Raw genomic sequence first — 25,099 nt, 5'->3', positions numbered from 1 at the left:
AACTAGTACGAAGGATGAAGCCGGAAGCAGGACGCGATCGGGGCGTGGGTCGCCTACACTGAAGTCGACTCCTCTAACCGATGCAGGTGGGCGTCCGACGTGTGGTCCGCCGCTGGCCACTTCCGGACAGTATGTCTGCCTGCTGCCGCCTCGCTTGCGCCGGTTCGCGCGGGCATCAGGACCGCTCACCATGCCACCCGACGTACGCGCCGATTCGGCGCACACGCCCACGCGCGGCGCGGCCTCGCGTTTTCTTGCCCAAGCCACGTTCGGCCCCACGCCCGAGGCGATCGATGCGGTCGTCAAGCAGGGCTATGCGCGCTGGCTGGATGCGCAATTGGCCATGCCGCCGTCGATCACGCATTTCGACTGGCTGCTCTCGCAGAAAGTGAATACCGAGGCCTTCAAGGGCAACGGGATCAATGCGCCGCTGGATGCGACGATGTGGCGCGCGTTCATCAGCGCGCCCGACGCGGTGCGGGTGCGCGCGGCGTTTGCGTTGTCGGAAATCTTTGTGGTGAACGTTGCGGCGGTGACGGCGTCCTGGCCGCTGTTTGGCGCGGCGTCGTTCATGGATTTGCTGACCAGGCACGCGTTCGGCACGTTTCGCGAGCTGATCGAGGCGGTGTCACGCAGTCTGTCGATGGCGGCGATGTTGACGTTTCGCGGCAATCGCAAGGAAGACGCGAAGACGGGCCGGCAGCCCGACGAGAACTACGCGCGCGAGGTGATGCAGCTGTTCACGATCGGCCTGTATCAGCTCAACCCGGACGGCACGCCCAAGCTGGTGAAGGGCAAGCCGGTGGACACCTATACCAATGCCGATGTGCAGGGGCTGGCCAAGGTGTTCACGGGCTGGGATCTGAGCGGCGGGGAGGGCGATGTGGAGTTCCATCGCCGGCCCATGGCGCTGGATGCCGCGCAGCATTCGCCGGGTGAAAAACGTTTTTTGGGCACCACCATCAAGGCGGGCACGGACGGCAATACCGCGCTGCGAATGGCCATGGACACGCTGGCGGCGCATCCGAACGTCGGGCCGTTCATCGGGCGGCAGCTGATCCAGCGGCTGGTGACGAGCAATCCGTCACCGGCCTATGTGCGGCGGGTGTCGGCCGTCTTCGATGACGATGGCAAGGGCGTGCGTGGCAATCTGCGCGCGGTGTTCCGCGCCATTCTGCTGGACGCGGAAGCGCGGTCGCCGGACCTGTCGTCACCGACCTGGGGCAAGGTGCGTGAGCCCATCGTGCGCTTTGCGGCGTGGGCGCGGGCATTCAAGGCGACGTCGACCAATGGCAAGTGGTCGATGCCCGATACGTCGGACAACACGATCCGGCTGGCGCAGAGTCCGATGCGATCGCCATCGGTCTTCAACTTTTTCGGCCGGGGTATGCGCCGCCCGGAGACAGGCTGGAACGCAAGGGGCTGGTCGCGCCCGAATTGCAGATTACCGATGAGACGAGTGTCGCCGGCTACCTGAATTTCGTGGCCGTTTACGTCGACCGAGGGTGGGAGGATCTGCAAACCACGTACTCGGACGAGGTGAAGCTGGCGGGCGATACGCCTGCCTTGGTGGATCACATCGTGACCTTGCTGGCAGGCGATGCGTACAGCGACAAGACGGCGGCGCGGATTGCGAAGGCGGTGGCTGAGATTCCGGCCGATCGCGCCAAGGACCGGGTGCGCGCCGCAGTGATGCTAGTGGTGGCCAGCCCGGAATATCTCGTGCAGAAATAGGCGTCGGCTGAAGACGAAGACGACATAACGGCGGGCACGGCATGCAGTTGGACAGCGCACGAAGATGAGCACGGCATGAAGATGAACACCGCATTGCAACGAGCACCGTACGAAGATGAACCACCGCATTAAAACGAGCGCCGTACCAAGATGAACCTGCAAAAACGATGAACGCTCTGGATAGATGAGCACAAGGTAACTCTGAGCTTTCATCCTTGCCACCGTCCGGCTTTCACCTGTTCTTGCAAAGTACCGCCGCAGCAAACCTATGGAGCGTCATGTCCGATTCATCCAAGCCAACACGCCCTTCGCAGCCCATGCGTCCCGCCAGCCTGGCGGGCGAGGCGCGTCGCACGTTCCTGAAGCAGATGTCGGCGCTGGGCGCGGGCGGCGTCGCGGGTCCCCTCATTTCCAGCCTGGGCGCGGCCAGTCCGCTGGCGCTGGGCCTGGGCGCCATGAGCGAGGCGGCGGCGCAGTCGGCAACGGACTACAAGGCGCTGGTCTGCATTTTTCTGTACGGCGGCAACGATCCCTACAACACGATCGTTCCGTACGACGCGGCCGGTTATCGCAAGTACGCGGCGGCGCGTACGGACATCGCCTTGCCGCGCAACAGCCTGGAAGCAACGGCCCTGCGCGTGCAGGGTGGCGCGGACGACGATGCGCAGTTCGCCCTGGCGCCAGGGCTGGCGCCGCTCAAACCGCTGTTCGACAAGGGGCAACTGGCGGTGCAGTTGAACGTCGGGCCGCTGATGGTGCCAACGACCAAGGCGCAATACATCTCCGGCAGCGTGCCATTGCCGCCCAAGCTGTTCTCGCATAACGACCAGCAGGCCTACTGGCAGGCCTTGGCGCCGGAGGGGGCATCGACGGGCTGGGGCGGGCGGCTGGCCGATCTGTTTGCGTCGGGCAAGGGCAAGAGTACCTTCGCCAACGTGACGGCGGGCGAAGGCGCGGTGCTGCTGTCCGGCCGGCATGTGGCGGGCTACCGCGTCGGCATCGACGGATCGACGCCGATCGAACTGCTGCGTCGGGACACGTACGGATCGAGCACGTGTACGGCCTTGCTGCGCGAACTGATCACGCAGTCGCAGCAGCACGTGCTGGGCGATCTGCATGCGCAGACGGTGGCGCGGTCCATCGAGGCGGATGCCAAGCTGCGCGCGGCGCTGGAACCCATCACGGTGCAGGGCGATTTTTCGACGCCGTTCGCCAAGCAGTTGAAGGTCGTGGCGCGGATGATCGCGGCGCGGCGCAGCCTGGACGTGAATCGGCAGGTGTTCGTGGTGACGCTCAATGGCTTTGATAATCACGATGGCCTGATGGGCGCGCACAAGGATCTGCTGACGCAGCTTGGCGCGGCCATGGCGGCGTTCCAGCAGGCGATCGATGCCATGGGCATGGGCAAGCAGGTGACGACGTTCACGGCGTCAGAGTTCGGCCGCACCCTGACGTCGAACGGCAATGGGTCGGATCACGGGTGGGGCGGCCATCATCTGGTGATGGGCGGTGCGGTGCGTGGCGGGCGTTTCTATGGGTCACACCCCGATATCGATGTGGCCGGACCGGGCTTTGTCGACCATGGGCGCATGTTGCCGTCGACGTCGGTCGAGACCTTTGCCGCGACCTTGGGAGGGTGGTTCGGCGCAAGCGCCGGCGATCTGAATGACATCTTTCCGGCACTGCGGGAGTTCGGCGCGCGCAAGGCGGGGTTCGTCTGACGACGACTTGCCTGGCCGTGACTGAATGACGCGCCTGTGCGTCCGTGTCTACATGGCCGACAGCCCGCCATCCACCATCAGCGTCGCGCCGGTGATGAACGAGGCTTCGTCGGACGCCAGCCACAAGATGGGCCACGCGATTTCTTCCGGACTGGCCCAGCGCCCGAGCAGGGACGTGTCCTGCCGCTGCGTCTTGAGCACTTCCACCGACTTGCCACTGGCCTGGGCGCGGCCGACATGGAAGTCGGTCAGCGTGGACCCCGGGCAGAGCGCATTGGCGCGCACGCCGTTCGCGGCTTCTTCGCAGGCCAGGGTACGTGTCATGGCGAGCAGGCCGGCCTTGGTCGTGTCGTACAGGCCCATGCCCTTGCGCCCGGTCACCGCATAACACGATGACACCGTCACGACACTGCCTTTGCCGGACGCCCGCAGCGCTGGCAGGGCGGCCGCAATGTAGTTGGACGGGCCAATCAGGTTGACGGCGACCATGGCCTGCCACGCGGCGGGGTCACGTCGGCCAGCGCATCGTAATTGCGCATGGCCGCGTTGTTGACCAGGATGTCCAGGCCGCCCAGGCCTTTGACGGCTTGCGCCACGGCCTGACGTGCGCGGTCGGCGTCGGCGACGTCGGCCACGCAGGTCAGCACGTGCGCTCTCGGGTACGCCGCGCGCAGCGCCGCGGCCGTTCGGGCCAGACCGTCTTCGCTGGCGTCCACCAGCATCACGGATGCGCCTTCGGCGCAGAACACGCCTGCCGTGGCGGCGCCGATACCACCCCCGCCGCCGGTAATGAGCGCGCTTTTTCCGTGCAGCCGCCCGTTGCGCCGGCCGGCATCGGTGGAGGAAGGCTGGTCTTGCTGATACATGGCGTGCTCCTTAGTCGGCCTTGGCGCCGGTGTCTTTGATGACCTTGCCCCAACGCGGAATTTCGGTCTGTATCCAGTCCGCAAACTGTCGTGGCGAACTGGCGACCACGTCGAATTCCATCTGTTCCAGCTTGCTTCGGATTTCCGGTTGCTTGAGGATGGCAACCAGTTCGCGGTTATAGCGATCGATGACGGGCTGGGGCGTGCCGCCTGGCGCAAAGAAGCCGATCCACGACAGCGCGATAAAGCCGGGGTAGCCGGACTCGATCATGGTCGGAACGTTAGGGGTAGAAGCAAAGCGTTTGTCGCCAGTGGACGCGATCAGATGCACGCGGCCTTCCTTGGCGAATTGCTGGACATTGCCGGGCACCATGAAGGCGGCATCGACCTGTCCGCCGACCAGGTCCACCACGGCGGGGCCGGCGCCTTTGTAGGGCACGTGGGCAATGTCTATCTTGGCGGCGGACTTGAGCATTTCCATGGTCAGGTGCGATGCGCTGCCGGTCGAGACCGAGGCATAGGCCATGTTCCGGGTCTTGCTCAGGGCGACCAGATCGGCCACGGTCTTGACCGGCACGTTGGCGTTGACGGCAAGGAACTGCGGCGACGTCACAGCCAGGGTAATGGGCGACAGGTCCTTGATCGGGTCGTAGGGCAGCTTGCTGTAAAGGGTCGGGTTGATGGCGATCGGGCCATTGAAGCCGACCAGCAAGGTATGGCCATCGGGCGCGGACCGCGCGACTTCGGCCGTGCCGATGTTGCCGCCGGCGCCCCCTTTGTTTTCGACGATGACAGTCTGGCCCAGCACGCGCTGCAGTTCGGGCGCGACCAGGCGGGCCAGGACGTCATTGGTGCTGCCGACGATAGGCACCACGATGCGGACGAGTTTGGTGGGCGCCCAGTCGGCGGCCTGCGCGGCCAGGGGGACCGCCGTACAGGCGAGCAAGGCGGCAGCAAGCAGCCCGCGGGGAAAAGGGAAGCGTGGCATGAAGGTGTCTCCAGGGAAGGCCCGGCGTCTGTGCGCCGGGTCCAAAGTCGTACCGGGGCGCTGGTGCGCCTTGGCAGGAAAAGGGGCTGCCGCATCGCTACCCCTGACCGGAAACGAACCGGTGGAGGGGGCGGGGCGGCAAGGAAGAAACTAGATCGTGTAGACGGGCTGGTCCTTGCCGTCCGCCAGGTGGATGGCGGCCCAGTCCTGCGGGTCCTGATCGCGCGGCAGCAGCACGCCGGCGGCGCGCACCCGCTGCTTGTCGGCGGCCAACGCCGGGGGTCGGCCTGTTCCTGGGCCAGTGCGGTGGCGGCCTCGTACAACATGCGGCGCGCCATCACGATCGCGCGGTCGGTGGGCAGCAGTTTTTCGTCGCGCAGATTCTGGATCAGGCCCATGCTTTCCTGCAGGGACGAGTCCTGCACCGCAAAGCCGAACACGCCGCTGTAGGCTCGCTTGTCTTTCTGCGCCTGGCGGTCCATCAGGTAGTCGTTGTCTTTGTTTGCCTTGGGCCGGAAGGTGCCGCCGGGTTGGTTGGTGCCGGCCTCGTATTCGCAGTGGATGCCCTTGCCGGCTTCCAGGTCAGCCATTTCTTCGTCGCTGAGCGGACGGTCCGGACGGAAGTTGATACTCCAGGCCCAGCAGGAATGGTCGTCGATCGGCACCCACACATGGCCTGCCAGCGAGTGGTCCCCAAACGGGGGAATCAGGGTGTACCAGGGGAACAGGTACTGCGTGACCCGCCAGTAGAAGGTGTCGGCGTCACCGTTGCGGCGGCCGAACAGGGTCAGTCCGAAAGGCGTTTTTTCGATGTCGAAAATGACGTTGCCGTCGGCCTTGATGTAATCGAGCGCCTTGGTGCCCTGGTGCATGGGATCGGTGTCGACCTCATAGCGATGCACGTAGGACACATGGCTGGTGTCGATGCCGCCTTCCATGGCCTGCAGGTAGTTGCATTCCTGCAGGCGCTTGGACACGAAGACATGGCTGGACGGAAGGGTGCACCACTCCACATCCGGCGGCGCGGGCATCTTGTCTTTCGGACCCATGTAGGCCCACACCAGACCGGCCATTTCCATACAGGGATAGGCCGTAATGCCCATGGACTTGCACGCCTGCGGGGCGGACGGCACGTCGACACATCTGCCGTCCCGGTCGAACTTGAGCCCGTGATACGCGCAGCGGATGCCGTTTTCTTCGTTCCGGCCGAAGTACAGCGAAACGCCACGGTGCGAGCAGAACTCGCTGATCAGCGCGGCCTTGCCATCCGTATCGCGGAACGCCAGCAGCTTTTCGCCCAGGATCTGCACCTTTACGGGCGGACAGTCCGGTTCGGCAATTTCATTGGCCTGCAGCACGGGCACCCAGTAGCGCCGCATGACGTTGCCCATTGGAGTGCCCGGGCCAGTGCGCACCAGGGTGTCTGCCATCGCTTGTTCCATTGTGTCTCCTCAACCCTAACCCGGGTTGTCCGCTTAGTGATAATGTTGTCCATTCTACGGACATGCGCTGGCCGATGTCAATCCAGCCTGGGCGCGGGGGCGCCGTGAGCGGGCAGCGCCCGCGACGGCGATACGGCGGGCTTTCAGTAACATGCAGGTTTTGCGGATGGCGGGGCGGCGTGGAAAACGACAAGGGGCAGGACAGCGTCCGGGCAGTGGACCGGGCCCTGGAAATTCTTTCGGCCTGGCGGCCCGGAGACGAGGGGCTGACAGTGGCCGAACTGCTCAAGCGGGTGAACCTGAGCCGGCCGACGCTGTATCGGCTGCTGGCGACGCTGGAGCAGAATCACTTTCTGGTGTCGTCGGGCGATCCGCAGCGCTTTCGCCTGGGCAGTTCGGTGGCCCGGCTGGCGCATGTATGGCGAGCAAGCCTGAGCATCCACACGATTGCCGAACCGATGCTGACACGCCTGTGGGAGGCGACCGGCGAGACAGTCGCCCTGTTCGTGCCCGAAGGCGTGTACCGGCTATGTGTGGAAGAGTTGCCAAGCGCGCAGCCCCTGAGCTTCAAGCGCGGCGTGGGGTATCGCGAGCGGCTGGTGCTCGGCGCCAGCGGGCGATGCATCCTGGCCAACATGCCTTTGTCGGCGGACGCGCTGGCGACCTATGCGGCGGGCATCGACATGGACCTGGCGACCTATCCGGCGGTGCTGGATGACGTGCGCGCGCGCGGCTACGCCATGAGCCGCGATGAATTGATCACCGGCGCCGTGGCGGTCGCGGCGCCATTCTTTGATGGATCAGACCGGGTGGCCGGCTCGATCTGCATCTTCGGTCCGGGCGTGCGGCTGGATGCGGACGATGTGGCGCGCTTCGGGGCGTTGTTGATCCAAGAGGCGGCAGTGCTGTCGCGCGAACTGGGGCAGCGGCCGGCGAGCATGTAGGTTGCGTTCGTCCTAGGCCTTGCAAGCCGCGACGGCGCTGGGTCCGGGTGAACACGGCGTTTCCGGCTTGGACGTCATAACCGGGCGGATGTCACAAGCACGTCATGGTTGGCACGCCGTGCTGTCTCTCCATGTGTTGCACCCGATCGCGCGAAGGCAGTGCCGCCGCCAGTGCGCGTACCTGTCGGGCCAGCGTTCGGGAAGCGGGCGTCAGGGGCCGGCGCAGTTCATCATGAATCCGGCCCGCCTGGGCCAGCAGCGCCTTCAGTGGCGCCGGATTGGGTTCCTGGAACAGCGCGTGAATGAGCGGCAGGACGGCGTTGAACAGTTCGTGCGCCAACGGCACGGCATCCGTCGGGGCCAGCCGCAGGATCGCCGCGAACAGATCCGGCCGCACGTGGGCCGAGGCGCTGATCGCCCCCTGGCCACCCGCCGCCGCATGGGCCAGAAAGGCGGTGTCGTCTCCACAGAACACCGGGATGCGTCCTTGGGCGAGCAGGTCGCCACGCAGCGCGGCGTCGCAGGCCTTGATGGCCGCGCACGACGTTGTCTCGCACAACGATTCGACGGTGCCGGCCGACAGGCGTACCCCCGTGCGGCCGGGCACGTCGTAGATCACGATGGGGCGGTCCGAGGCGTCGCTCAAGGTGGCGTAATGCCAGTGGATGCCCGCTTCCGACGGTTGGAGATAGCAGGGCGGCGGGATCAGCCAGGCGTCTGGCTGGAGGGCATCCAGTGCCCGCAGATCGCGGGCCACGTCGCGGGTGTCGATGCCGCCCGCGCCAAAGATCAGAGGCAGGGACGGCGCGGCGTCGCGAACGGCGTTGGCGGCATCGCGGCGCTCGGCGATCGACAGCAGATGTCCTTCGCCCGTGGAACCAAACAGGACGGCGCCGGCAAGGTTGCCCGCCACGCCTTCCGCACCCAGATCGCGGGCCAGCGACTGCAACGCACCGAGGTCGATCCGGTCGTGGTGGAACGGCGTGACCACGGGAATCCACAAGCCCTGCCGGATCGGGAGCCTTAAGTCCTGCCGGATTACGCCTTGGGGCGTTCCATGCAGCGGGGCGGTCATCAGTGCACCTGCGGGCCGATCTGCCCGATCGGGCCGAACTCGGCTTCGGGCAGGGACGTCATGATCGTATGCATCAGGGCATCGAGATGAGCGGGGTCGGTATGCAACAGCAACGTGCTGCGCCCGCCCCGGCTATCGCTGGCAATGTCATCGATCTGGATGGCGTTGCCCAGGGCTTCGAGCAGGCAACGATGGGTGCGCTCGGCGCGGGGAGTGTCGATGCGCAGTGTCAGGCTGCAGGGGAGTGCGATGCGCGGGACGGCGGTGGACAGCGATCTGGGGGGCATGGTGGCAGGCAGCGTCGTCGACGGACGCCGCCGCGTTGTTGGACATGACCCAGTGTAGGAAGCGGGTTGCAAAAACGGCGTTCAGATTCACGGCGTTGGCGTCAAGAAAGCGTCAACGCAGGCTGTGGCTGGAGGCGGCGCCGCGATCATGAAAGCATCAGCGCAAGCCAGCGGGGGCGCTGGCGCCGCGATCAAGAAAGTGTCCAACGCAAGCCGACAGGTGCGGCGGCGCCTCGATCATTCTGCCGCCGGGGTCGGTCGGCCCGCGGCGTCAAGAGATGCGCGGCCGTCGCCTCGTCGCGCCGCCGCCCCGTCGCGCCGTCGTCCTAGCGCACTATCGCGCCATCAATCACACCGCCTTGTTCTTCTTGAACAGCTTCTTGACGCCTTCCACCACCACCATGACCAAGCCACCCGCCACGATCCCGAACAGGGCGTTGCACACCGTCGGCAGGATGGCTTGCAACACGCCGCCCACGCCACTGATCGTGCCGGCAGCGGCTGCCCAGCCTTCGATGGTGTGAGCGACGACCGGAATGCCGTGGGTCAGAATGGAGCCGCCCACCATGAACATGGCAGCAGTGCCAACGATCGACAGCGTCTTCATCAGCACCGGCGCGGCGCGCACAATGCCTGCGCCAATCGCCTTGGCGGCCGCCGACGCCTTTTGCGTGAGATACAGGCCAAGGTCGTCAAGCTTGACGATGCCAGCCACCAGGCCATACACGCCCACGGTCATCAGCAGCGCGATGCCGGACAGCACGACTACCTGTTCGGTGAACGTGCCCGTGGCCACGGCGCCCAGCGTAATGGCAATGATTTCGGCGGACAGGATGAAGTCGGTGCGCACAGCGCCTTTGATCTTGTCCTTTTCGAACGCAACCATGTCGACCTGAGGGTTCTTGAGTGCTTCCGCACGCTCGGCGTGCGCGTGGTGGCCGTTGCTGTCGGGCAGGAACCGGTGCGCGAGTTTTTCCGCGCCTTCGAAACACAGGTAGGCGCCGCCCACCATCAGCAGCGGCGTCACCAGCCACGGCGCAAAGGCGCTGATCGCCAGGGCCGAGGGGACCAGGATCAGCTTGTTGATGAAAGACCCTTTGGCCACCGCCCACACCACGGGCAGTTCACGGTTGACCGGCACCCCGGTAACCTGCTGCGCGTTCAGGGCCAGGTCGTCACCCAGCACCCCGGCGGTTTTTTTCAGCGCCACCTTGGTCATGATGGAGACGTCATCGAGCATCGTGGCGATGTCATCGAGCAAAGCAAAAAAACTGCTGCCGGCCATGGGAAGGGTTCCTGTTCAGGTAATCGTCAGGAGTCTACCTGCGTGCGATGACGCAGGGTGGGCCGGCAGGCGGCGCGTTACGGCTTGCTTACCGAAGAGACGCGCAATTAACGATTGATCGACAGGTGTTGCGTAGCGGCGACGAGCCGGCGACAGGTGGTGCCACGCCATGACGAACGTTCGCGGCGCCCGAGCCTAGGCAGGAACGTCGACAAGGGGACTTCAACGGGCCCTTCACCGCGGGCAAGCTGACGCACGCCTTTTACCGCGAGTCCTTGTCGGAGGATGGGCCGGGAGATTCCGGCGCAAACACGTCGTCCACCGTCTCGACATCCAGCAGCCGATCAAACCACAGGTCGAACTGGGCCTGCGATGCGGTACCAAGCCGCTCATACGCCCAGGCGGGCAAGGTTCCGAAACGGCGGGTGAGCAGACGGCACAGCGCGCCGGCCTGCATCGCCTGCAGCTTTTGTTCGGCAAGCTCGCGCGCCTGGGCGCGGCCTTGTTCAAGGCCTTGCTCCAGTCCCTTGGCAAGACCGCGCTCTTCGCCCAGCCGTTCAAACGTCGTCACGAAAGGCATCCTTATTTCCTCCTCGATATCCCGCCCGGCCTGCTTGAATCGTTGGTCGAAGCCAGGGGCAGGGTGATCATCCAGTCGATCAATCGGATCAGCGCGCGGATGTCGTCGCGCGCATAACCGCTGCGGTACAGCAGGCGCAGTAGCTGGATCTTGCCGTCGAGGCGATGCTCGGCGTCACGATCGTGCGATGCCTGCAGTTGCGCCATCACGATGACCGCAAAGGGGTTGGTGGCGGCCAATGCAATGAGTTCAGGCAGGCGACTGCGCCAGTGGCCCAGCGCCACGACCGGGAATGTGAATTCGGTGGTGCAGGCAAGGCCTTCGTCACGGTAGCGCATCCATTCCGGGCCTGCGTCATGACCTGTCAGAACTGCCAGGCTGTCAACCACGGGGCCGCCCCGCGTGTCTTTGAGCAGCGCGTTGTAGCGGTACATGCGCGCCGGAAAGCGGGCATCGGCGCGGCCCTGGATTTCGATATGGATCAACACGCGGCGCGTGCCGTAGCGGTAGGTGGCAAACCCAAAGCCTACGTGACTGATCCTTCGAGTGGGTCCTGTCGGGCGTGCCGATGTCCTAGGATATCGGCACGCGCGGAGGTTGCGTCAGGCCGCGACTTCGATACGCGTCTCGTGGATCAGCTTCTTGATTTCAGGCACGCATGATCCGCAGTTGCCGCCTGCCTTCACGCACGCCGTGACCTGCGCCGGCGTGGTCAGTCCGCCGTCGACGATCGCATTGCGCAGCGTGGTGCGTCCCACGCCAAAACATGAGCAGACGATAGGCCCGACATCCGCGCCGGGTGTCATGGGCTGGCCCGCGAGCAGACCGATGCGGTCGATGTCGGCCAGCACGGCGTGATCGAACAGCGTTGCCAGCCAGGCGCGTGATGGCAGGGACGGGCGGGGCGACAGGAACACGCAGGCTTCGATCCTGTCATCGACCACATAGGCCGCGCGGTAGACCCCGCCGGCCTGGTCACGATAGTCCAGCCAGTCCGCGTCGGGGTCGGTGGCGCCGAACAACGCGCGCGCCCAGGCGCGTGGGTCGTCCAGCACGGTACGTCCCGCCAGTTCCAGCCGGGTGAAGTGCTTGCCCTGGATGCGGGTCCAGTGCGCGGCGCCGTCCAGGGCGACGGGCTGGCGGCTGAGCACGAAGCCGTACCAGGCGACCGGAAAGTCTTCGATGCGCACGGGGGTGTGCTTGAATTCCGGTTCGCCGGACACGGGGTCGACGACGGGATTGACGACGGCGCCGACCCGCGCGTCGGACGCGAACTGGTCGTTCCAGTGGATCGGCACGAAGACGCTGCCCCGTGTCATGCCGCCGCCGTGCTGCACGCGCGCCACCATGGCGCCCCAGCGGCTCTGGATGCGTGCCAGACCGCCTTCCCGCACGCCATAGCGCAAGGCGTCTTGCGGGTGGATGTCGATGAACGCTTCGGCAATGTGGCTGGCCAGGGTGGCCGACTTGCCTGTGCGTGTCATGGTGTGCCACTGGTCGCGCACGCGGCCGGTGTTCAGCGTCAACGGATAGTCGTCGTCGACGGCATGCCGTGGTGCGCGCGGCGGCGTGGGCACGAAACGCGCGCGGCCATCCGTGAAGGAGAAGACATGGTCGGCCAGTACGCGTGGCGCGGCGGCCGGCATGCCACTCGACACCGCAGTCAATACTGCGCCCGACATAGCACCCGACACGGCACCTGACACGGCACCTGACACGGCACCCGATGCTGCGCCCGACACGCCACCCGACACCGCATCTGATGCCGCACCCGACACCGCACCCGCTATCCTGCCCGACACCCCGGCTACCGGCCATTGCACCGGCACCAGCCCGTCAAACTGCGCGGCATCCATCCCGCTCAACCCGCCCAGATTGAGCACCCGCCGAACACGATGCGGATCATCACCTTCATTGCGATATCCCGTCAGCCGGACATGTTCATCAAAGATGGCGTGCGGTCCGTCAAAATCGAAACCGTCATAGCCCATTCGCGTGGCCACGTCGCACAGCACCTGCCAGTCGGCGCGGGCCTCGCCGGGGGCCGGCAGGAACGCCCGCTGGCGCGAGATGCGGCGTTCCGAACTCGTGACCGTGCCGTCTTTTTCGCCCCAGCCGAGTGCGGGCAACAACACGTCGGCATAGGCGCTGGTATCGGTCTCGGCCATGATGTCCGAGACGATCACCAGTTCGCAGGCGGCCAGTGCGCGTTTGACCTGGTCGGCATCGGGCAGGCTGACCACGGGATTGGTGGCAATGATCCAGACGGCTTTGACGGTGCCCGCTTCGATTGCATGGAACAGGTCGACGGCCTTGAGTCCCGGCCGGCTGGCGATCGCCGGGGACGACCAGAACGTCTGCACCAGATCGCGGTGCCCGGCGTTGTCCAGATCCAGATGGGCGGCCAGCATGTTGGCCAGGCCGCCGACTTCGCGTCCGCCCATGGCGTTGGGCTGGCCGGTAATGGAAAACGGCCCGGCGCCCGGGCGACCGATGCGGCCGGTGGCCAGATGGCAGTTGATGATGGCGTTGACCTTGTCGGTCCCGGCGGACGATTGGTTCACGCCCTGCGAAAAGGCGGTAATTGTCCGGTCGGTGTCCGAGAACATCCGGTAGAACTGAAGCAAGGCATCCAGGTCGATCTCGCACACGCGCGCGACGTGGGCCGGGTCAGCGCAGTCCGTGTCGGCGGCAACGAGGGCAGCGTCCCAGCCCGCGGTGTGCGTTTCGACAAAGACGGTGTCGACCGCGCCCGAACGCGTCAGATAGCTGAGCAGGCCATTGAACAGCCACACATCGGTGCCGGCTTTGATGGGCAGATGCAGGTCGGCCAGTTCGCAGGTCGCCGTGCGGCGCGGGTCGATCACGACCAGCCGTGCCGATGGCCGCGCCTCGCGCATCTTGGCGATCCGCTGGAACAGGATGGGGTGACACCATGCCGTGTTCGACCCTACCAGGACGATCAGGTCAGCCAGTTCCAGGTCGGCGTAGGACACCGGCACCAGGTCTTCGCCGAACGCGCGCTTGTGCCCCGCGACGGCCGATGACATGCACAGCCGCGAGTTGGTGTCGATGTTGGCCGACCCGACGTAGCCCTTCATCAGCTTGTTGGCGACGTAATAGTCTTCGGTCAGCAGTTGACCGGACACGTACAGGGCCACCGCGTCGGGCCCATGCGCGTCGATGATGCGGCGCAGGCCGCTGGCGGCGGTGTCAAGCGCGGTGTCCCACGACACGCGCCGCAGGCCATCCTCCGTGCGTTGCAGGGGTGCAGCAGCCGGCCTTCCAGGCCTACTGTTTCGCCTAGCGCCGATCCTTTCACGCACAGGCGTCCGAAGTTGGATGGATGCGTGGGGTCGCCGGCGACGGTGACCTTGCCATCGGCGGCCACGCTGGCCTGTACGCCACAGCCCACGCCGCAATAAGGGCAGGTGGTGGAGGTGACTCTGTGCGCCGCCGCCGAAGACGCCGCCCCCGGCACGTGGGAAGGCGCGATCGATGACGGCCACGGGGATGCAGACACAGCACTTGCCGACACGGGCAGGATGGGAACGACGGTCACGATGAATTCCTGTCGGTCAGGCGGCAAGCGCCTCGCAAAAGGCCTTGCCGAACAGCAGACGGTCGCGCAGGGGCGCGACGTCGGTGCGCTGCTGGATAAGGTCGAAGTACCACGGGCCATCGGCCACATCACCGTACAGCACCGCGCCCACCAGTACCTGCCCATCCAGGACAAGCCGTTTGTAGACGCCACGCCGCGCATCGCGCAGCACAAGGTCCGTGGTGCCTGCGGCGCCAAGGATGTCGCCGGCCGAATAGAGGTCGACGCCGGTCACCTTGAGCTTGGTGGCGGTGGCCTGCTGCACATATCGCCGGTGCCCGGCGCCGGCCAGGTGCGCCGCGCATACGCGCGCCTGTTCCCAGATCGGCGCCACCAGGCCAAAGGTGGCCGAACGATGCTGCACGCATTCGCCCACCGCATACACCCGCGGATCGTAGGTCTGCAGCGTGTCGTCGACGACAATCGCGCGTTCGCAGAACAGGCCGCATTGCGCGGCCAGTTCGATGTTCGGGCGCACACCCGCTGTCATCACCACCAGGTCGGCCGGCACCGTGCTGCCGTCCTTGAAGCGCACGCCTTCCACACGCGTGGCGCCCAGGATGTCCTGCGTATGGGCTTGCAGCAGGAAGCGCAGGCCGCGTCGTTCCAGCGCGTGCTTCAGCAGCGCGGCCGCGGGCGCATCCAGTTGCCGGTTCATCAAGGCATCGGCCACATGCACCACCGTGACCGACATGCCCTGGCGCATCAGGCCATTGGCCGCTTCGAGTCCAAGCAGGCCACCGCCGATCACGACCGCATGACGGTGATTACGCGCCGCGGCCAGCATGGTGTCCACATCCTGGATGTCGCGAAAGGCAATCACGCCCTCCAGGTCATGGCCGGGCACAGGCAGGATCACCGGCTTGGAACCGGTTGCGATCAACAACCGGTCGTAATGCGCCTCGACGCCCGCCGCCGATCGCACGCTCCGCCGCGCGCGATCGATGGCAATGACCGGATCGCCCGCATGCAGCGTGATGTGGTGCCGCGCATACCATTCGCGCGGATTAAGCATGATGTCGTCCAGCTGTTTTTCGCCCGACAGCAGCGGCGACAGCAGGATGCGGTTGTAGTTGCCGTGCGGTTCGGCGCCGAACACGGTGATGTCGTAACGGTCGGGCGCCAGCTTCAACAGCTCTTCGATCGTGCGGATGCCGGCCATGCCGTTGCCGATCACGACCAGCGACGGCCGGCGGGCAGGCGCCGTGGCGCGCAGGGCGGCCGCCGGGTCCGCCGCGTGCATCGCCGCGACAGGATTGGCCACGGGCGTCTGGCTGGGCACGTCCGGCGCCGTCATCATGCGCCGATCCAGACCTGTCCGTCGCGCACGTCGACCGGCCACGCCGACACCGAATGCTCGGGCGCTTCCAGGCATTCGCCCGTGCCCAGGTCGAAGTGCTGCTTGTAGATCGGCGACGCGACCACGATGCGGTCGCCCAGATTGCCGACCAGCCCGCGCGACAGCACGGCGGCCTTCGAATTCGGATCATAGTTGTCGATCGCAAAGACCTTGTCCTGCAGCCGGGCCAGCCGGAAGATGGCGACCTGCCGGCCGGCGACCAAGGCGCACACGCCCGTGTCGGGCACGATATCGGTCAGTGCGCAGACAGGCGTCCAGTGCAGCGGAACGGTGTCGAGTTGGGCGGACATCAGGCAAGCTCCTTGACGGATTCGGTGACCACGGGGATGTCGATCAGGCGCGCACGGGAACGCTCGGCCGGCGTGGCAGGGCGGATCTGGCCGCGTTCTTCCACGAACGTCACGGTCGAGTCGGCCTGATCGCTGTTCACGAAGTGGCGGAAGCGGCGGCGGGTTTCCGGATCGTTCACGGCGCGCTTCCATTCGCATTCATAGGCGTCGACCACGCGCTGCATGTCGGCTTCCAGGTCGTTGGCGATGCCCAGCGAATCGTCCAGCACGACGCGCTTCAGGTAATCCAGGCCGCCTTCCAGGTTGTCGCGCCAGGTGCTGGTGCGTTGCAGGCGGTCGGCCGTGCGCACGTAGAACATCAGGAACCGGTCGATCATGCGGATCAGCGTGTCGCGATCCAGGTCGGTGGCCAGCAGTTCGGCATGGCGCGGCTTCATGCCGCCGTTGCCGCACACGTACAGGTTCCAGCCCTTGTCGGTCGCGATGATGCCGACGTCCTTGCTTTGCGCTTCGGCGCATTCACGGGTGCAGCCCGACACGCCGAACTTGATCTTGTGTGGCGAGCGCAGGCCCTTGTAGCGGTTCTCGAGCTGGATCGCCATGCCGACACTGTCGTCCACGCCATAGCGGCACCACGTCGATCCCACGCACGACTTCACGGTGCGCAACGACTTGCCGTAGGCATGTCCCGTCTCGAAGCCGGCGGCGATCAGTTCTTCCCAGATCAGCGGCAATTGTTCGACACGCGCGCCGAACAGGTCCACGCGCTGGCCGCCGGTGATCTTGGTGTACAGGCCATATTTCTTGGCGACCTGGCCAACGGCGATCAGGCCATCCGGCGTGACCTCGCCGCCGGTCATGCGCGGCACGACCGAGTAGGTGCCGTCTTTCTGAATATTGCCCAGGAAATAGTCATTGCTGTCCTGCAGCGACGCATGCTCCTTCTTCAGCACGAAGTCGTTCCAGCACGACGCCAAAATGCTGCTGGCGGTGGGCTTGCAGATATCGCAACCCAGCCCCTTGCCGTGCCTGTCGAGCAGATCGGCAAACGTGCGGATCTCACCCACGCTCACCAGGTGGAACAGTTCCTGCCGCGAATAGGGAAAGTGTTCGCAGATATGGTTGTTGACGGCCATGCCCTGCTTTTTCATCTCGGCCTTCATCACCTGGGTGACGAGCGGCACGCAGCCGCCGCAGGTCGTGCCCGCCTGGGTGCAGGCCTTGAGCGCGCCGATGGTGACGGCGCCGTCGGCCACGGCCTGGCATAGCTGGCCTTTGGAGACGTCATTGCAGGAACAGATCTGCGCGCTATCGGGCAGGGCGTCCACCCCCAGTCCGGGGCGTGCCGCGCCATCGCTTTGCGGCAGGATCAGGAATTCTGGCGACTCAGGCAGTTCGATGCGATTCAGCATCATCTGCAGCAGGGTGCCGTATTCGGTTGCGTCGCCGATCATGACACCCCCCAACAGATACTTGCCGCAGTCCGACACCACCAGCTTCTTGTAGACCTGCTTGCGTTCGTCGGTGTACTGATAGGACCGGCAGCCCGGTGACGTGGCGTGCGGGTCGCCCAGACTGGCCACATCCACGCCCATCAGCTTCAGCTTCGTGCTCATGTCGGCGCCAGTGAAGGCGGCCGTCTCGCCTCGCAGCTGCGCGGCCACGGTGCGGGCCATGTCGTAGCCGGGGGCCACCAGACCAAAGATCTTGCCTTCCCACAGCGCGCATTCGCCAATGGCAAAAATGTCGGGGTCGGACGTGACGCAGGCGTTGTCGATCACGATGCCGCCGCGCGCGCCGACCGCCAGGCCGCTATGGCGCGCCAGGTCATCGCGCGGGCGAATACCGGCCGAGAACACGATCATGTCGGTGTCCAGATGCGTGCCGTCGGCGAACTCCAGGCGGTGCGTGCCGCTTTCGCCGTCCACGATCCGCAGCGTGTTCTTTTGCGTGTGCACCGTCACGCCCAGCGCTTCGATCTTGCTGCGCAACACGCGGCCGCCGGCTTCGTCGATCTGCACGGCCATCAGGCGTGGCGCAAATTCCACGACATGCGTCTGCAGGCCCATGTCGCACAGGGCTTTTGCGCACTCCAGTCCGAGCAGCCCGCCGCCGATCACCACGCCCGTGCGCGACCGCGCGCCGCACTCCCGCATTGCCTCCAGGTCCTCGATCGTGCGATAGACGAAACAGTCCTTGCGATCATTGCCGGGCACCGGCGGCACGAAAGGCACCGACCCGGTGGCCATGACGAGCTTGTCGTAATGCAGCGTTTCGCCTGTCGATACCGTAACCGTCTTGTGCGCGGCGTCGATGGCGGTGGCGCGCGCATTCAGGCGCAGCAGCATGTTGCCGCGATCGAAAAAGCCAGCCTTGACCAGCGACAGGTCTTCGGCAGTGCGTCCGGAAAAGAATTCGGACAGATGCACGCGGTCATAGGCGGCCCTCGGCTCTTCGCACAGCACCGTCACATCAAGGCGATCATCGCCTGCGTCGGCCAGCGACTCGAGCAGCTTGTGGCCCACCATGCCGTGGCCGATGACGATCAGTTTCATGGTGTCGTGCTCCTGGGGCAGTGCAGCCGGACGGTCCGGCGTGGATTGGGCAAGCGGTGTGGAACGTGTCATATCGGATCCGTGAAAAACAAACGGCGTCCCGTGAGGAGGTCATAGACCGCTTCAGGGGACGCCGTTGTCCGCAGCACCCGTTGGCCGGGCGCTCGATAGATTGGGACGAATCTTCGTTGACTCGCGAAGCTGTCGATGCAAAGACTGTGCCAATCGCCAAAGTCGTTCTGAATCAATAGCTTGCGCACCAGGCGGACGGTCTGCCGCACCATGATGATTCCGTTGATCCGAGCCGGAGCGGTGCGTGGGCACAACGCTGGTGCAAGGCAATATTGGTGAGATACAAATAGATGGTATATCATCTAATTCATGAGCTCTGCACTTTCAAAACCTAGGAAAAGCGCGACCGCTTCCCGTGCTGCGGCAGCGGCAGACGTCGGATCCGCTGGCGCTGCCACCGCAACCGCTGCCCCGACCGATGCCGCTGCAAGCGCTGCAACCGCAACCGCTGCAACTGCTGCAACCGCGCCCGGTGCCCCGACCGACGCCGCGTCCCGGCGCGAACAGTTCGGCCGCCGCATGTCGGCGCTTGCGCGCCACTGGCGCCGTGCGATCGATCTCGAACTGGCGTCGCTCAACCTGACGGACGCCACCTGGCGCCCGCTGATCCATCTGCATCTGGTCGATCACCCCATCCGCCAGAAAGACCTGGCGGCCCGCCTGGGCCTGGACGGGTCCAGCGTGGTGCGCCTGCTCGATATCCTGTGTGCCGACGGCCTGGTTGAACGCACCGATGATGCCGCCGACCGCCGGGCCAAGTTGCTGCGCCTGACCGACGCCGGCCATGCCCTGGCGCGGCGCGTCCATGTGCGCATCCAGGAATTCGAGCAGGACCTGCTGCGCGACATCGATGACCGGGACATCGCACGCTTCAGCGACGTGTTCGACCGGCTGGAAGCCGTGCTGGAGCCCGAGCGGAACAAGGGAGCGGCTTGATGGGTCCGGTCGTTGACAGTTCGAAGAAGACCTTGGGCGGGGTGGTGCCTGCGAGCCCTCTGCCTGTGGGAACTCTTCCTGCGGGGCCTCTGGCCGTGGGGACTCTGCGCGCCGGGGCGTTGCATCACTTGGTCGATGGCTTTGACCGCCAGCGGGTCCGCGCGACCTTGCGCACGGCTTTGGCCGCGCTGGTGGCGCTGGTGCTGGCCAATGCCCTGGGCATCGATAGTCCTGGCTGGGCCGCCATGACGGTATTCCTGGTCAGCCAGCCCACCCGCGGCCTGCTCAAGGCCCGCAGTTTCTACCGCGTGGCCGGCACCGTCGTCGGTGCGTTCGTAGGGGCCGGAATGATCGTGGCGACCGGCGGGTCGCCGCTGCAACTGGTGCTGTGCCTGGCGGTGTGGCTTGGGCTGTGCTGCTGGCTGGGCAACCTTGCCCGGCCGCTGAGGGCGTATGGATTCATGCTGTCCGGCTACACCGCGGGCATCGTCGCCTTGCTGTCGCTCAACCATCACGGCAGCGTTGCGCACCTGGCGTTCGACCGGGTGGAAGGCGTGCTGCTAGGCGCGCTGGTGGCCGTGCTGGCCAACGGCATGCTGACGCCGCGTTCGGGCACGTTGGCCCGGCTTGACAGCATCCCGGTCCTGGTCAGCGACACCCTGGGCTGGGCCGCCCGCATCATTGCCAACGGCCCTACGCCCGCCCTGATTGCCGAAGAACAGGCGCGCGTGCGGCAGATGGCCGACATCGAATTCGGGCTGGACGAGGCTGCCTTTGGTTCGCTGCGCAAGCGCCGCCGCATGGTGCAGGTGCGGCGGGTGTTCTCGGCGCTGCTGGCATTGGCTACCGCAACGCGCACGGTGGTGGGGCACCTGGATCGGCTGGAAGCAGATGCCGCGCTGCGCGCCTGGCGTGACGACCTGGATCGCGGCCTGCGGGCTGTGCAGGCGGCGATGAATGCTGGTCAAGCGGCTGCGGATGCCATTGCCCCGTTGCGCCGCCTGGTGGCGACGGCGCCGGCCAATAGTCGGCTGGCTGTGGCGCTGGCGGAGCTGGTGACGGCGCTCGATGCGATGCTGCAGTATGGGGCTCTGCGGGATGGGGCTATGCGGGATGGGGCATTGCGATACGTGTCGGTGTCGGACGGATCACTGCACGACGGGTCACTGCACGACGGATCACTGCACGACGGGTCACTGCACGACGGGTCACTGCAAAAGGCGTCCCTGCACAATGCGTCACTGCAGAAGTCGTCGCTGAAAACGGCAGTACTGCAGAATGCCCGACCGCAGAACGTACCGCAGCCGGAGGCTCCGCCGCTTGCATCGCGCAATGACGACAGCTTTACGTTGCACCCCCATCGCGATTGGGTCGGCGCGCGCCAGGCGGCGTTCCGTACCGTACTGGCCATCCTGCTCGTCGGCGGCGCCTGGGTAGCCACCGGCTGGCACTACGGCCCCTACATGGTGCTGGGCACCGCCGTATTCCTTCCGCTGTTCTCGACCATGGAAACGCCCAGCGCCCTGATGCGCAACGTGGCTCTCGGGTCGATCGCGGGCGTGAGCGCGGCCGTGCTATTCACCTGGCTCGTGCTGCCTTATGTCCATAGCGAGATCGCGCTGCTCGCCGCTGTCGGCGCCGTGCTGGCTGTCGGCGCGCTGGCGCTGGCGCATCGCACCACGATGCCGTACGCGCTCGACTACTGCATGGGCTTCTTGCTGGTGTCGCATCCCTCCTGGCCCATGCATACCACTCTGGCGGATACCGTCGGCGGCGCGCAGGCCATGACGCTCGGCCTGACCGCAGCCTGGCTTGCCTTCCGCTACATCGTGCCGGTCGATCCGGGCCAGCGCCTGCGCGTGCTGGTCCGCCATATCGTCGGCGACATCGAAGGCATGGCCCGGTCGCGTACTCGCCTGCCCGAATGGAAATGGCGCGCACGTATGCATCAGCGCATTCTGCGACTGGTTGCGCGGACCAACGATGCGCAGTCGAGCCAGGTCGTCGGCGACGGCATGGCTGCCCTGCAGCTCGGCCACGCCGTGCTGCGCCTGCAGTCGCTGCTGCGGGCCGACGACACGCCGTTTGCCGTGCGTACGGCCGTGCGAGGAGCGATTCACGCCCTGGCCCGTGTGTCGCACCACCCGAACAACGCCGCCTCGGCCTTGCAGGAGGTGGCGCGTCAGATCATGGCGGGCGCAATGTCATCCGGAAACACGCCCATGCGCGATGTGGGCTGGGTGCAGGATGCTGGGGTAGTGCGCGGTGCGGTAGAGGTGCAGGTTGCTGCATCATCGCGCGTTGCAGCCGGAGAGCATGGCGCCGAGTCATTGCGCGTTGCGGCCTGGGAGCATGGCTCGGAGTCATTGCGTGGTGCGGCCGGGGAGCATGGTGCCGAATCATTGCGCGTTGCGGCCGGAGGGTATGGCGCCGAGTCATTGCGCGGTGCGGCCTGGGTACAGGATGCCGAACTGCTGGGCGACGCCGCCGGCCACCTGATGGCGCATCGCACCTTCTTTGCGTCGGCCGCATTGGCGACGCGTGATGAGGCAGGACTGGGGAATCGGGCACGGGCGTAAGGCGTGGACCACTTGACGCTCCGAGCCGCTGACGACCTTGACCTGCCGCCGACCCGGCTTACGCTGCCTGGTCGTGCGCGGCTCCTGCCAGCGACTCGCCCAACTCATCGAGCAACAACCGTTTGATCGCAACAAAATCAGCGCTGGTCCGATCGCGAGACACGCCACGTGGTACGGGCACGATGCGCTGAATGCGACCTGGACGCGGCGACATCACCACCACCCGGTCCGACAGGAAAATGGCCTCTTCCACATCGTGCGTCACCAGCACCATGGGCAGTTGCTGCTCATGCCAGACGCGGCGCAGTTCCGTCTGCATGTTCAACCGATTGAAGGCATCCAGCGCGCCGAACGGTTCATCCAGCAACAACAACTTGGGGCGCGCCGTCAGCGCACGCGCGATCGCCACACGCTGCGCCATGCCGCCCGACAACTGAAAAGGAAAGGCGTCTTCGAACCCCTGCAAACCCACCAGGTCGATACGCGACTGGATCCGGTCGGCCTTCTCGGCTCTGCTGAGGGGCGCTTCCTGAATCGCCAGGCCAACGTTCTGCCGGACCGACAGCCAAGGGAACAGACGATGTTCCTGGAACACGATGCCGCGTTCCAGGCTCGGCCCGGTAATGGGTTGCCCATCGAACGCAATGGCGCCGGTGAACGCCTTGTCGAGCCCGGCCACCAGCCGCAGCAGGGTCGATTTGCCGCAGCCACTGTGGCCGATGATGCTGACAAATTCTCCAGGCGCGACGGAGAGGGAAACGCGGTCAAGCGCCAAGGTGCTGCCGTGTGCCGACGGATACGACTTGCCGACGTCACGCAACACCAGGGCGCCTGGGGATGGAACAGTTGTCATAAGGATTCTTGAAGCGGTCAAAGTTGGTCGATAGGTCGAGGTGTGTCGAGCGGTCGAGGTTCGTTGATAGGTCGAGGCTTGTCGAAAGGTTCAGCTTCTTCGATCTTTGGCGGTTCGTCGGTCGTTCAAGGTTCGTCGATCTTTCAAGATCGGGCGAGACCGGTCGCGAGCACCGTCGCAACCCTGCGAGCGCCGTGACAACCCTGCAAACCGTGACGACCCTGCAAACCGTCGCAACCCTGCACGCGCCGTGACGACCCTGCAAACCGTCGCAACCCTGCAAGCGCCGTGACAACCCTGCAAACCGTCGCAACCCTGCAAGCGCCGTAACGACCCTGCAAGCACCGTCGCAACCCTGCAAGCAACGTCCCGACACCGCCAGCACCCTCAAACCTTGCAAGCGCCAGCGCAACACCGCAGGCGCGTGCGATCAAGCGAGTCCGTCAAAACGCGATGTTCACACCGTGGCCACGCGTTTCCACCGAGTGGCGCGGCGTTCAAGCGAACCGATCACGCCGTACTCCAGCACCGCCATCACCGCCGCGAACGCGAGCGTCCAGGCCAGCACGGCCGCCACATTTTGCGAACTGAATTCCGTATTCAATTGGTAGCCCACGCCGCTGGACAGACCAAACACTTCCACCAGAACGATCACCTTCCACGCCAGCGACAGCCCCAGCCGCGTGCCGCTCAGCAGGAAGGGCACCAAGGTCGGGAACCACAACAGTCGCAAACGCGCCAGCCACGACAACTGAAAGACACCGGCCATCTCGACCAGATCCGCGTTGACCGACCGGATGCCCTGGGCCACGCTCAACGTCAACGCCGGCGCAATGCCCAGCGCCACCGCCAGCGTCGAACTGATCAGCGACATGCCGAACCAGATGATGCACAGCAGCGCCCAGACCAGACCCGGCACCGTCAGCCCGATCAGGATCGCCGGCTCAAGAAACTGCTGCAGCTTGCGGCTGCGCCCCATGCCGATGCCGGCAATCAGGGCCACTACGAACGCCAGCACGAAGCCCAGCGCCACGCGTTGCAGGGTGACTGCCATCTGTGAAACGAAACTGCCGTCACTCAGGATCGCGCCCAACGCCTGCGCGACGTCCTCGACCCCTGGGATCAGGGGATTGTGGAGGGCACGCGCCATGCCTTCCCAGCCGATCGCGAGAAGAACCAGGAAGGCGGTCGGCATTCCTAGCGCCCATAGTGCAGGTGCGGGCGGAGCCGACGATGAGGCGAGGTCAGGCGTTGAAGCGCGCGCGGTAGAAGGCGGATTGACTGGTGCGCTGCTTGGTGCGCTTGCAGACGCGTTCGCCGACGCGCTGCTCTGGGGGTGGGCAGGTGTGAGCGTCGGCCGACCGGCCAGCGCGGCATGGCCACTCATGTCAGAACGGGCCGCGCGAAGCGATGCGTGCGCGGGCAGAATCGGAAAGGCTTTGGAAAGGCAAGTAAGGCACGACAGCAACTCCGGGTCGATCACGGGACAGCCCATGATAGGCGTCGTGTCCTGGCGCGATAAGGCACGATTCGGCGCATGCATATACGAAAACCGATTAAGCGCAATGCCTGCGGCGCGGCATCCGAAGCGCCTTTGTGGAAGCGTCTCCAACAAGCAGGCAAACAGGGGCAAGGAAAACTGCACTTCCAAGCCGCGCATCGGCGGCTGTTCCTCGGAATGCGCATATGCATGGGCCGATTCCTTCGTTTGTCCGCGCCAATGCCGACGTCACACTGAGCATGAACCCGTCTTGTCGACGCGCCCTGCAAAGGTCTTATGTACGAAGCACGCACGCCTATCTCTCCCGTTGGATCGCCGGCTGGCGACCGCTCAGCAGCCAATGATCCTGCAGCCAACGATCCCGCAGTCCACCGTTCCGCCGCCGACCGTGCTGCAGCCGAACGTTCCGCCAGCGGCCGCTCTGCAGCCA

At 65.6% G+C, this 25,099-nt stretch carries 19 protein-coding genes and 2 pseudogenes; 6 read left to right on the top strand and 15 right to left on the bottom strand.

Annotated elements, in window-relative coordinates:
• Window positions 1-190: 190 nt before the first annotated feature.
• The 3 genes from ACNANG_RS07970 (at window position 191) to ACNANG_RS07960 (ending at window position 3,455) form a co-directional block, all read left to right on the top strand.
• Complete coding sequence (locus tag ACNANG_RS07970) at window positions 191-1,477, top strand: DUF1800 domain-containing protein (RefSeq protein WP_420226740.1); 1,287 nt, start codon at window positions 191-193, stop codon at window positions 1,475-1,477.
• Window positions 1,438-1,734, top strand: a complete 297-nt coding sequence (locus ACNANG_RS07965) for a hypothetical protein (protein ID WP_420226739.1) — start codon at window positions 1,438-1,440, stop codon at window positions 1,732-1,734. Before ACNANG_RS07970 ends, ACNANG_RS07965 begins: the two co-directional genes overlap by 40 nt.
• Before the next feature lie 278 nt (window positions 1,735-2,012).
• Window positions 2,013-3,455: a DUF1501 domain-containing protein gene (locus tag ACNANG_RS07960; RefSeq protein ID WP_420226738.1), complete on the top strand. Its 1,443-nt coding sequence runs from the start codon at window positions 2,013-2,015 to the stop codon at window positions 3,453-3,455.
• Window positions 3,456-3,503: 48 nt separating this feature from the next.
• Here ACNANG_RS07960 and ACNANG_RS07955 read toward each other — a convergent pair.
• The 3 genes and pseudogenes from ACNANG_RS07955 to ACNANG_RS07945 all read right to left on the bottom strand — a co-directional run bounded on the left by ACNANG_RS07955 (window position 3,504) and on the right by ACNANG_RS07945 (window position 6,751).
• Window positions 3,504-4,321: pseudogene (locus tag ACNANG_RS07955) on the bottom strand (SDR family NAD(P)-dependent oxidoreductase).
• Between the two features lie 10 nt (window positions 4,322-4,331).
• Window positions 4,332-5,309, bottom strand: a complete 978-nt coding sequence (locus tag ACNANG_RS07950) for a Bug family tripartite tricarboxylate transporter substrate binding protein (RefSeq protein WP_420226737.1) — start codon at window positions 5,307-5,309, stop codon at window positions 4,332-4,334.
• A gap of 150 nt (window positions 5,310-5,459) precedes the next feature.
• Window positions 5,460-6,751: pseudogene (locus tag ACNANG_RS07945) on the bottom strand (Rieske 2Fe-2S domain-containing protein).
• A gap of 179 nt (window positions 6,752-6,930) precedes the next feature.
• Between ACNANG_RS07945 and ACNANG_RS07940 the strand changes: the two are divergent.
• Complete coding sequence (locus ACNANG_RS07940) at window positions 6,931-7,695, top strand: IclR family transcriptional regulator (RefSeq protein ID WP_420226736.1); 765 nt, start codon at window positions 6,931-6,933, stop codon at window positions 7,693-7,695.
• A gap of 91 nt (window positions 7,696-7,786) precedes the next feature.
• Here the strand turns inward: ACNANG_RS07940 and ACNANG_RS07935 are convergent, their stop codons facing one another.
• From ACNANG_RS07935 to nirB, 10 genes are all read right to left on the bottom strand, one after another.
• A complete protein-coding gene (locus tag ACNANG_RS07935; protein WP_420226735.1) occupies window positions 7,787-8,686 on the bottom strand; it encodes a dihydrodipicolinate synthase family protein in 900 nt (299 codons plus the stop codon).
• A gap of 83 nt (window positions 8,687-8,769) precedes the next feature.
• Window positions 8,770-9,057, bottom strand: a complete 288-nt coding sequence (locus ACNANG_RS07930; RefSeq protein ID WP_420226734.1) for a hypothetical protein — start codon at window positions 9,055-9,057, stop codon at window positions 8,770-8,772.
• Between the two features lie 349 nt (window positions 9,058-9,406).
• On the bottom strand, window positions 9,407-10,342 hold the full coding sequence (locus ACNANG_RS07925) for a DUF808 domain-containing protein (RefSeq protein WP_420226733.1): 936 nt from the start codon (window positions 10,340-10,342) through the stop codon (window positions 9,407-9,409).
• 262 nt (window positions 10,343-10,604) lie between these two features.
• Window positions 10,605-10,922: a hypothetical protein gene (locus ACNANG_RS07920; RefSeq protein WP_420226732.1), complete on the bottom strand. Its 318-nt coding sequence runs from the start codon at window positions 10,920-10,922 to the stop codon at window positions 10,605-10,607.
• Window positions 10,923-10,924: 2 nt separating this feature from the next.
• Window positions 10,925-11,410, bottom strand: coding sequence for a hypothetical protein (locus ACNANG_RS07915; RefSeq protein ID WP_420226731.1), 486 nt, complete (start codon window positions 11,408-11,410; stop codon window positions 10,925-10,927).
• 114 nt (window positions 11,411-11,524) lie between these two features.
• The gene (locus ACNANG_RS07910; RefSeq protein ID WP_420226730.1) at window positions 11,525-14,158 is read right to left on the bottom strand and encodes a molybdopterin-dependent oxidoreductase; all 2,634 of its coding nucleotides are present in this window, start codon (window positions 14,156-14,158) and stop codon (window positions 11,525-11,527) included.
• Window positions 14,053-14,604: a hypothetical protein gene (locus tag ACNANG_RS07905; protein WP_420226729.1), complete on the bottom strand. Its 552-nt coding sequence runs from the start codon at window positions 14,602-14,604 to the stop codon at window positions 14,053-14,055. Before ACNANG_RS07905 ends, ACNANG_RS07910 begins: the two co-directional genes overlap by 106 nt.
• The gene (locus ACNANG_RS07900; RefSeq protein ID WP_420227486.1) at window positions 14,501-15,766 is read right to left on the bottom strand and encodes an NAD(P)/FAD-dependent oxidoreductase; all 1,266 of its coding nucleotides are present in this window, start codon (window positions 15,764-15,766) and stop codon (window positions 14,501-14,503) included. The genes ACNANG_RS07905 and ACNANG_RS07900 overlap by 104 nt, the downstream gene beginning before the upstream one ends.
• A 53-nt stretch (window positions 15,767-15,819) precedes the next feature.
• A complete protein-coding gene (gene nirD / locus ACNANG_RS07895) occupies window positions 15,820-16,173 on the bottom strand; it encodes a nitrite reductase small subunit NirD (RefSeq protein WP_420226728.1) in 354 nt (117 codons plus the stop codon).
• Window positions 16,173-18,728 (bottom strand): nitrite reductase large subunit NirB, encoded by a 2,556-nt coding sequence (nirB, locus tag ACNANG_RS07890; protein ID WP_420227485.1) that lies wholly within the window; start codon window positions 18,726-18,728, stop codon window positions 16,173-16,175. Before nirB ends, nirD begins: the two co-directional genes overlap by 1 nt.
• Before the next feature lie 591 nt (window positions 18,729-19,319).
• Here nirB and ACNANG_RS07885 point away from each other — a divergent pair.
• Both ACNANG_RS07885 and ACNANG_RS07880 read left to right on the top strand, forming a co-directional pair.
• Window positions 19,320-19,736 (top strand): MarR family winged helix-turn-helix transcriptional regulator, encoded by a 417-nt coding sequence (locus tag ACNANG_RS07885; RefSeq protein ID WP_420226727.1) that lies wholly within the window; start codon window positions 19,320-19,322, stop codon window positions 19,734-19,736.
• Window positions 19,737-19,831: 95 nt separating this feature from the next.
• Window positions 19,832-22,315, top strand: a complete 2,484-nt coding sequence (locus tag ACNANG_RS07880) for an FUSC family protein (RefSeq protein ID WP_420226726.1) — start codon at window positions 19,832-19,834, stop codon at window positions 22,313-22,315.
• A gap of 58 nt (window positions 22,316-22,373) precedes the next feature.
• Here ACNANG_RS07880 and ACNANG_RS07875 read toward each other — a convergent pair whose 3' ends face one another.
• Window positions 22,374-23,168: an ABC transporter ATP-binding protein gene (locus tag ACNANG_RS07875; protein ID WP_420226725.1), complete on the bottom strand. Its 795-nt coding sequence runs from the start codon at window positions 23,166-23,168 to the stop codon at window positions 22,374-22,376.
• A gap of 457 nt (window positions 23,169-23,625) precedes the next feature.
• Complete coding sequence (locus tag ACNANG_RS07870) at window positions 23,626-24,363, bottom strand: ABC transporter permease (protein WP_420226724.1); 738 nt, start codon at window positions 24,361-24,363, stop codon at window positions 23,626-23,628.
• Between the last annotated feature and the right edge of the window lie 736 nt (window positions 24,364-25,099).

Origin of the sequence: Pigmentiphaga litoralis (assembly GCF_048632615.1) — a bacterium.
GTDB classification, from domain to species: Bacteria; Pseudomonadota; Gammaproteobacteria; order Burkholderiales; family Burkholderiaceae_B; genus Pigmentiphaga; species Pigmentiphaga litoralis_B.
This window is presented reverse-complemented; position numbering and strand designations above follow the sequence as displayed.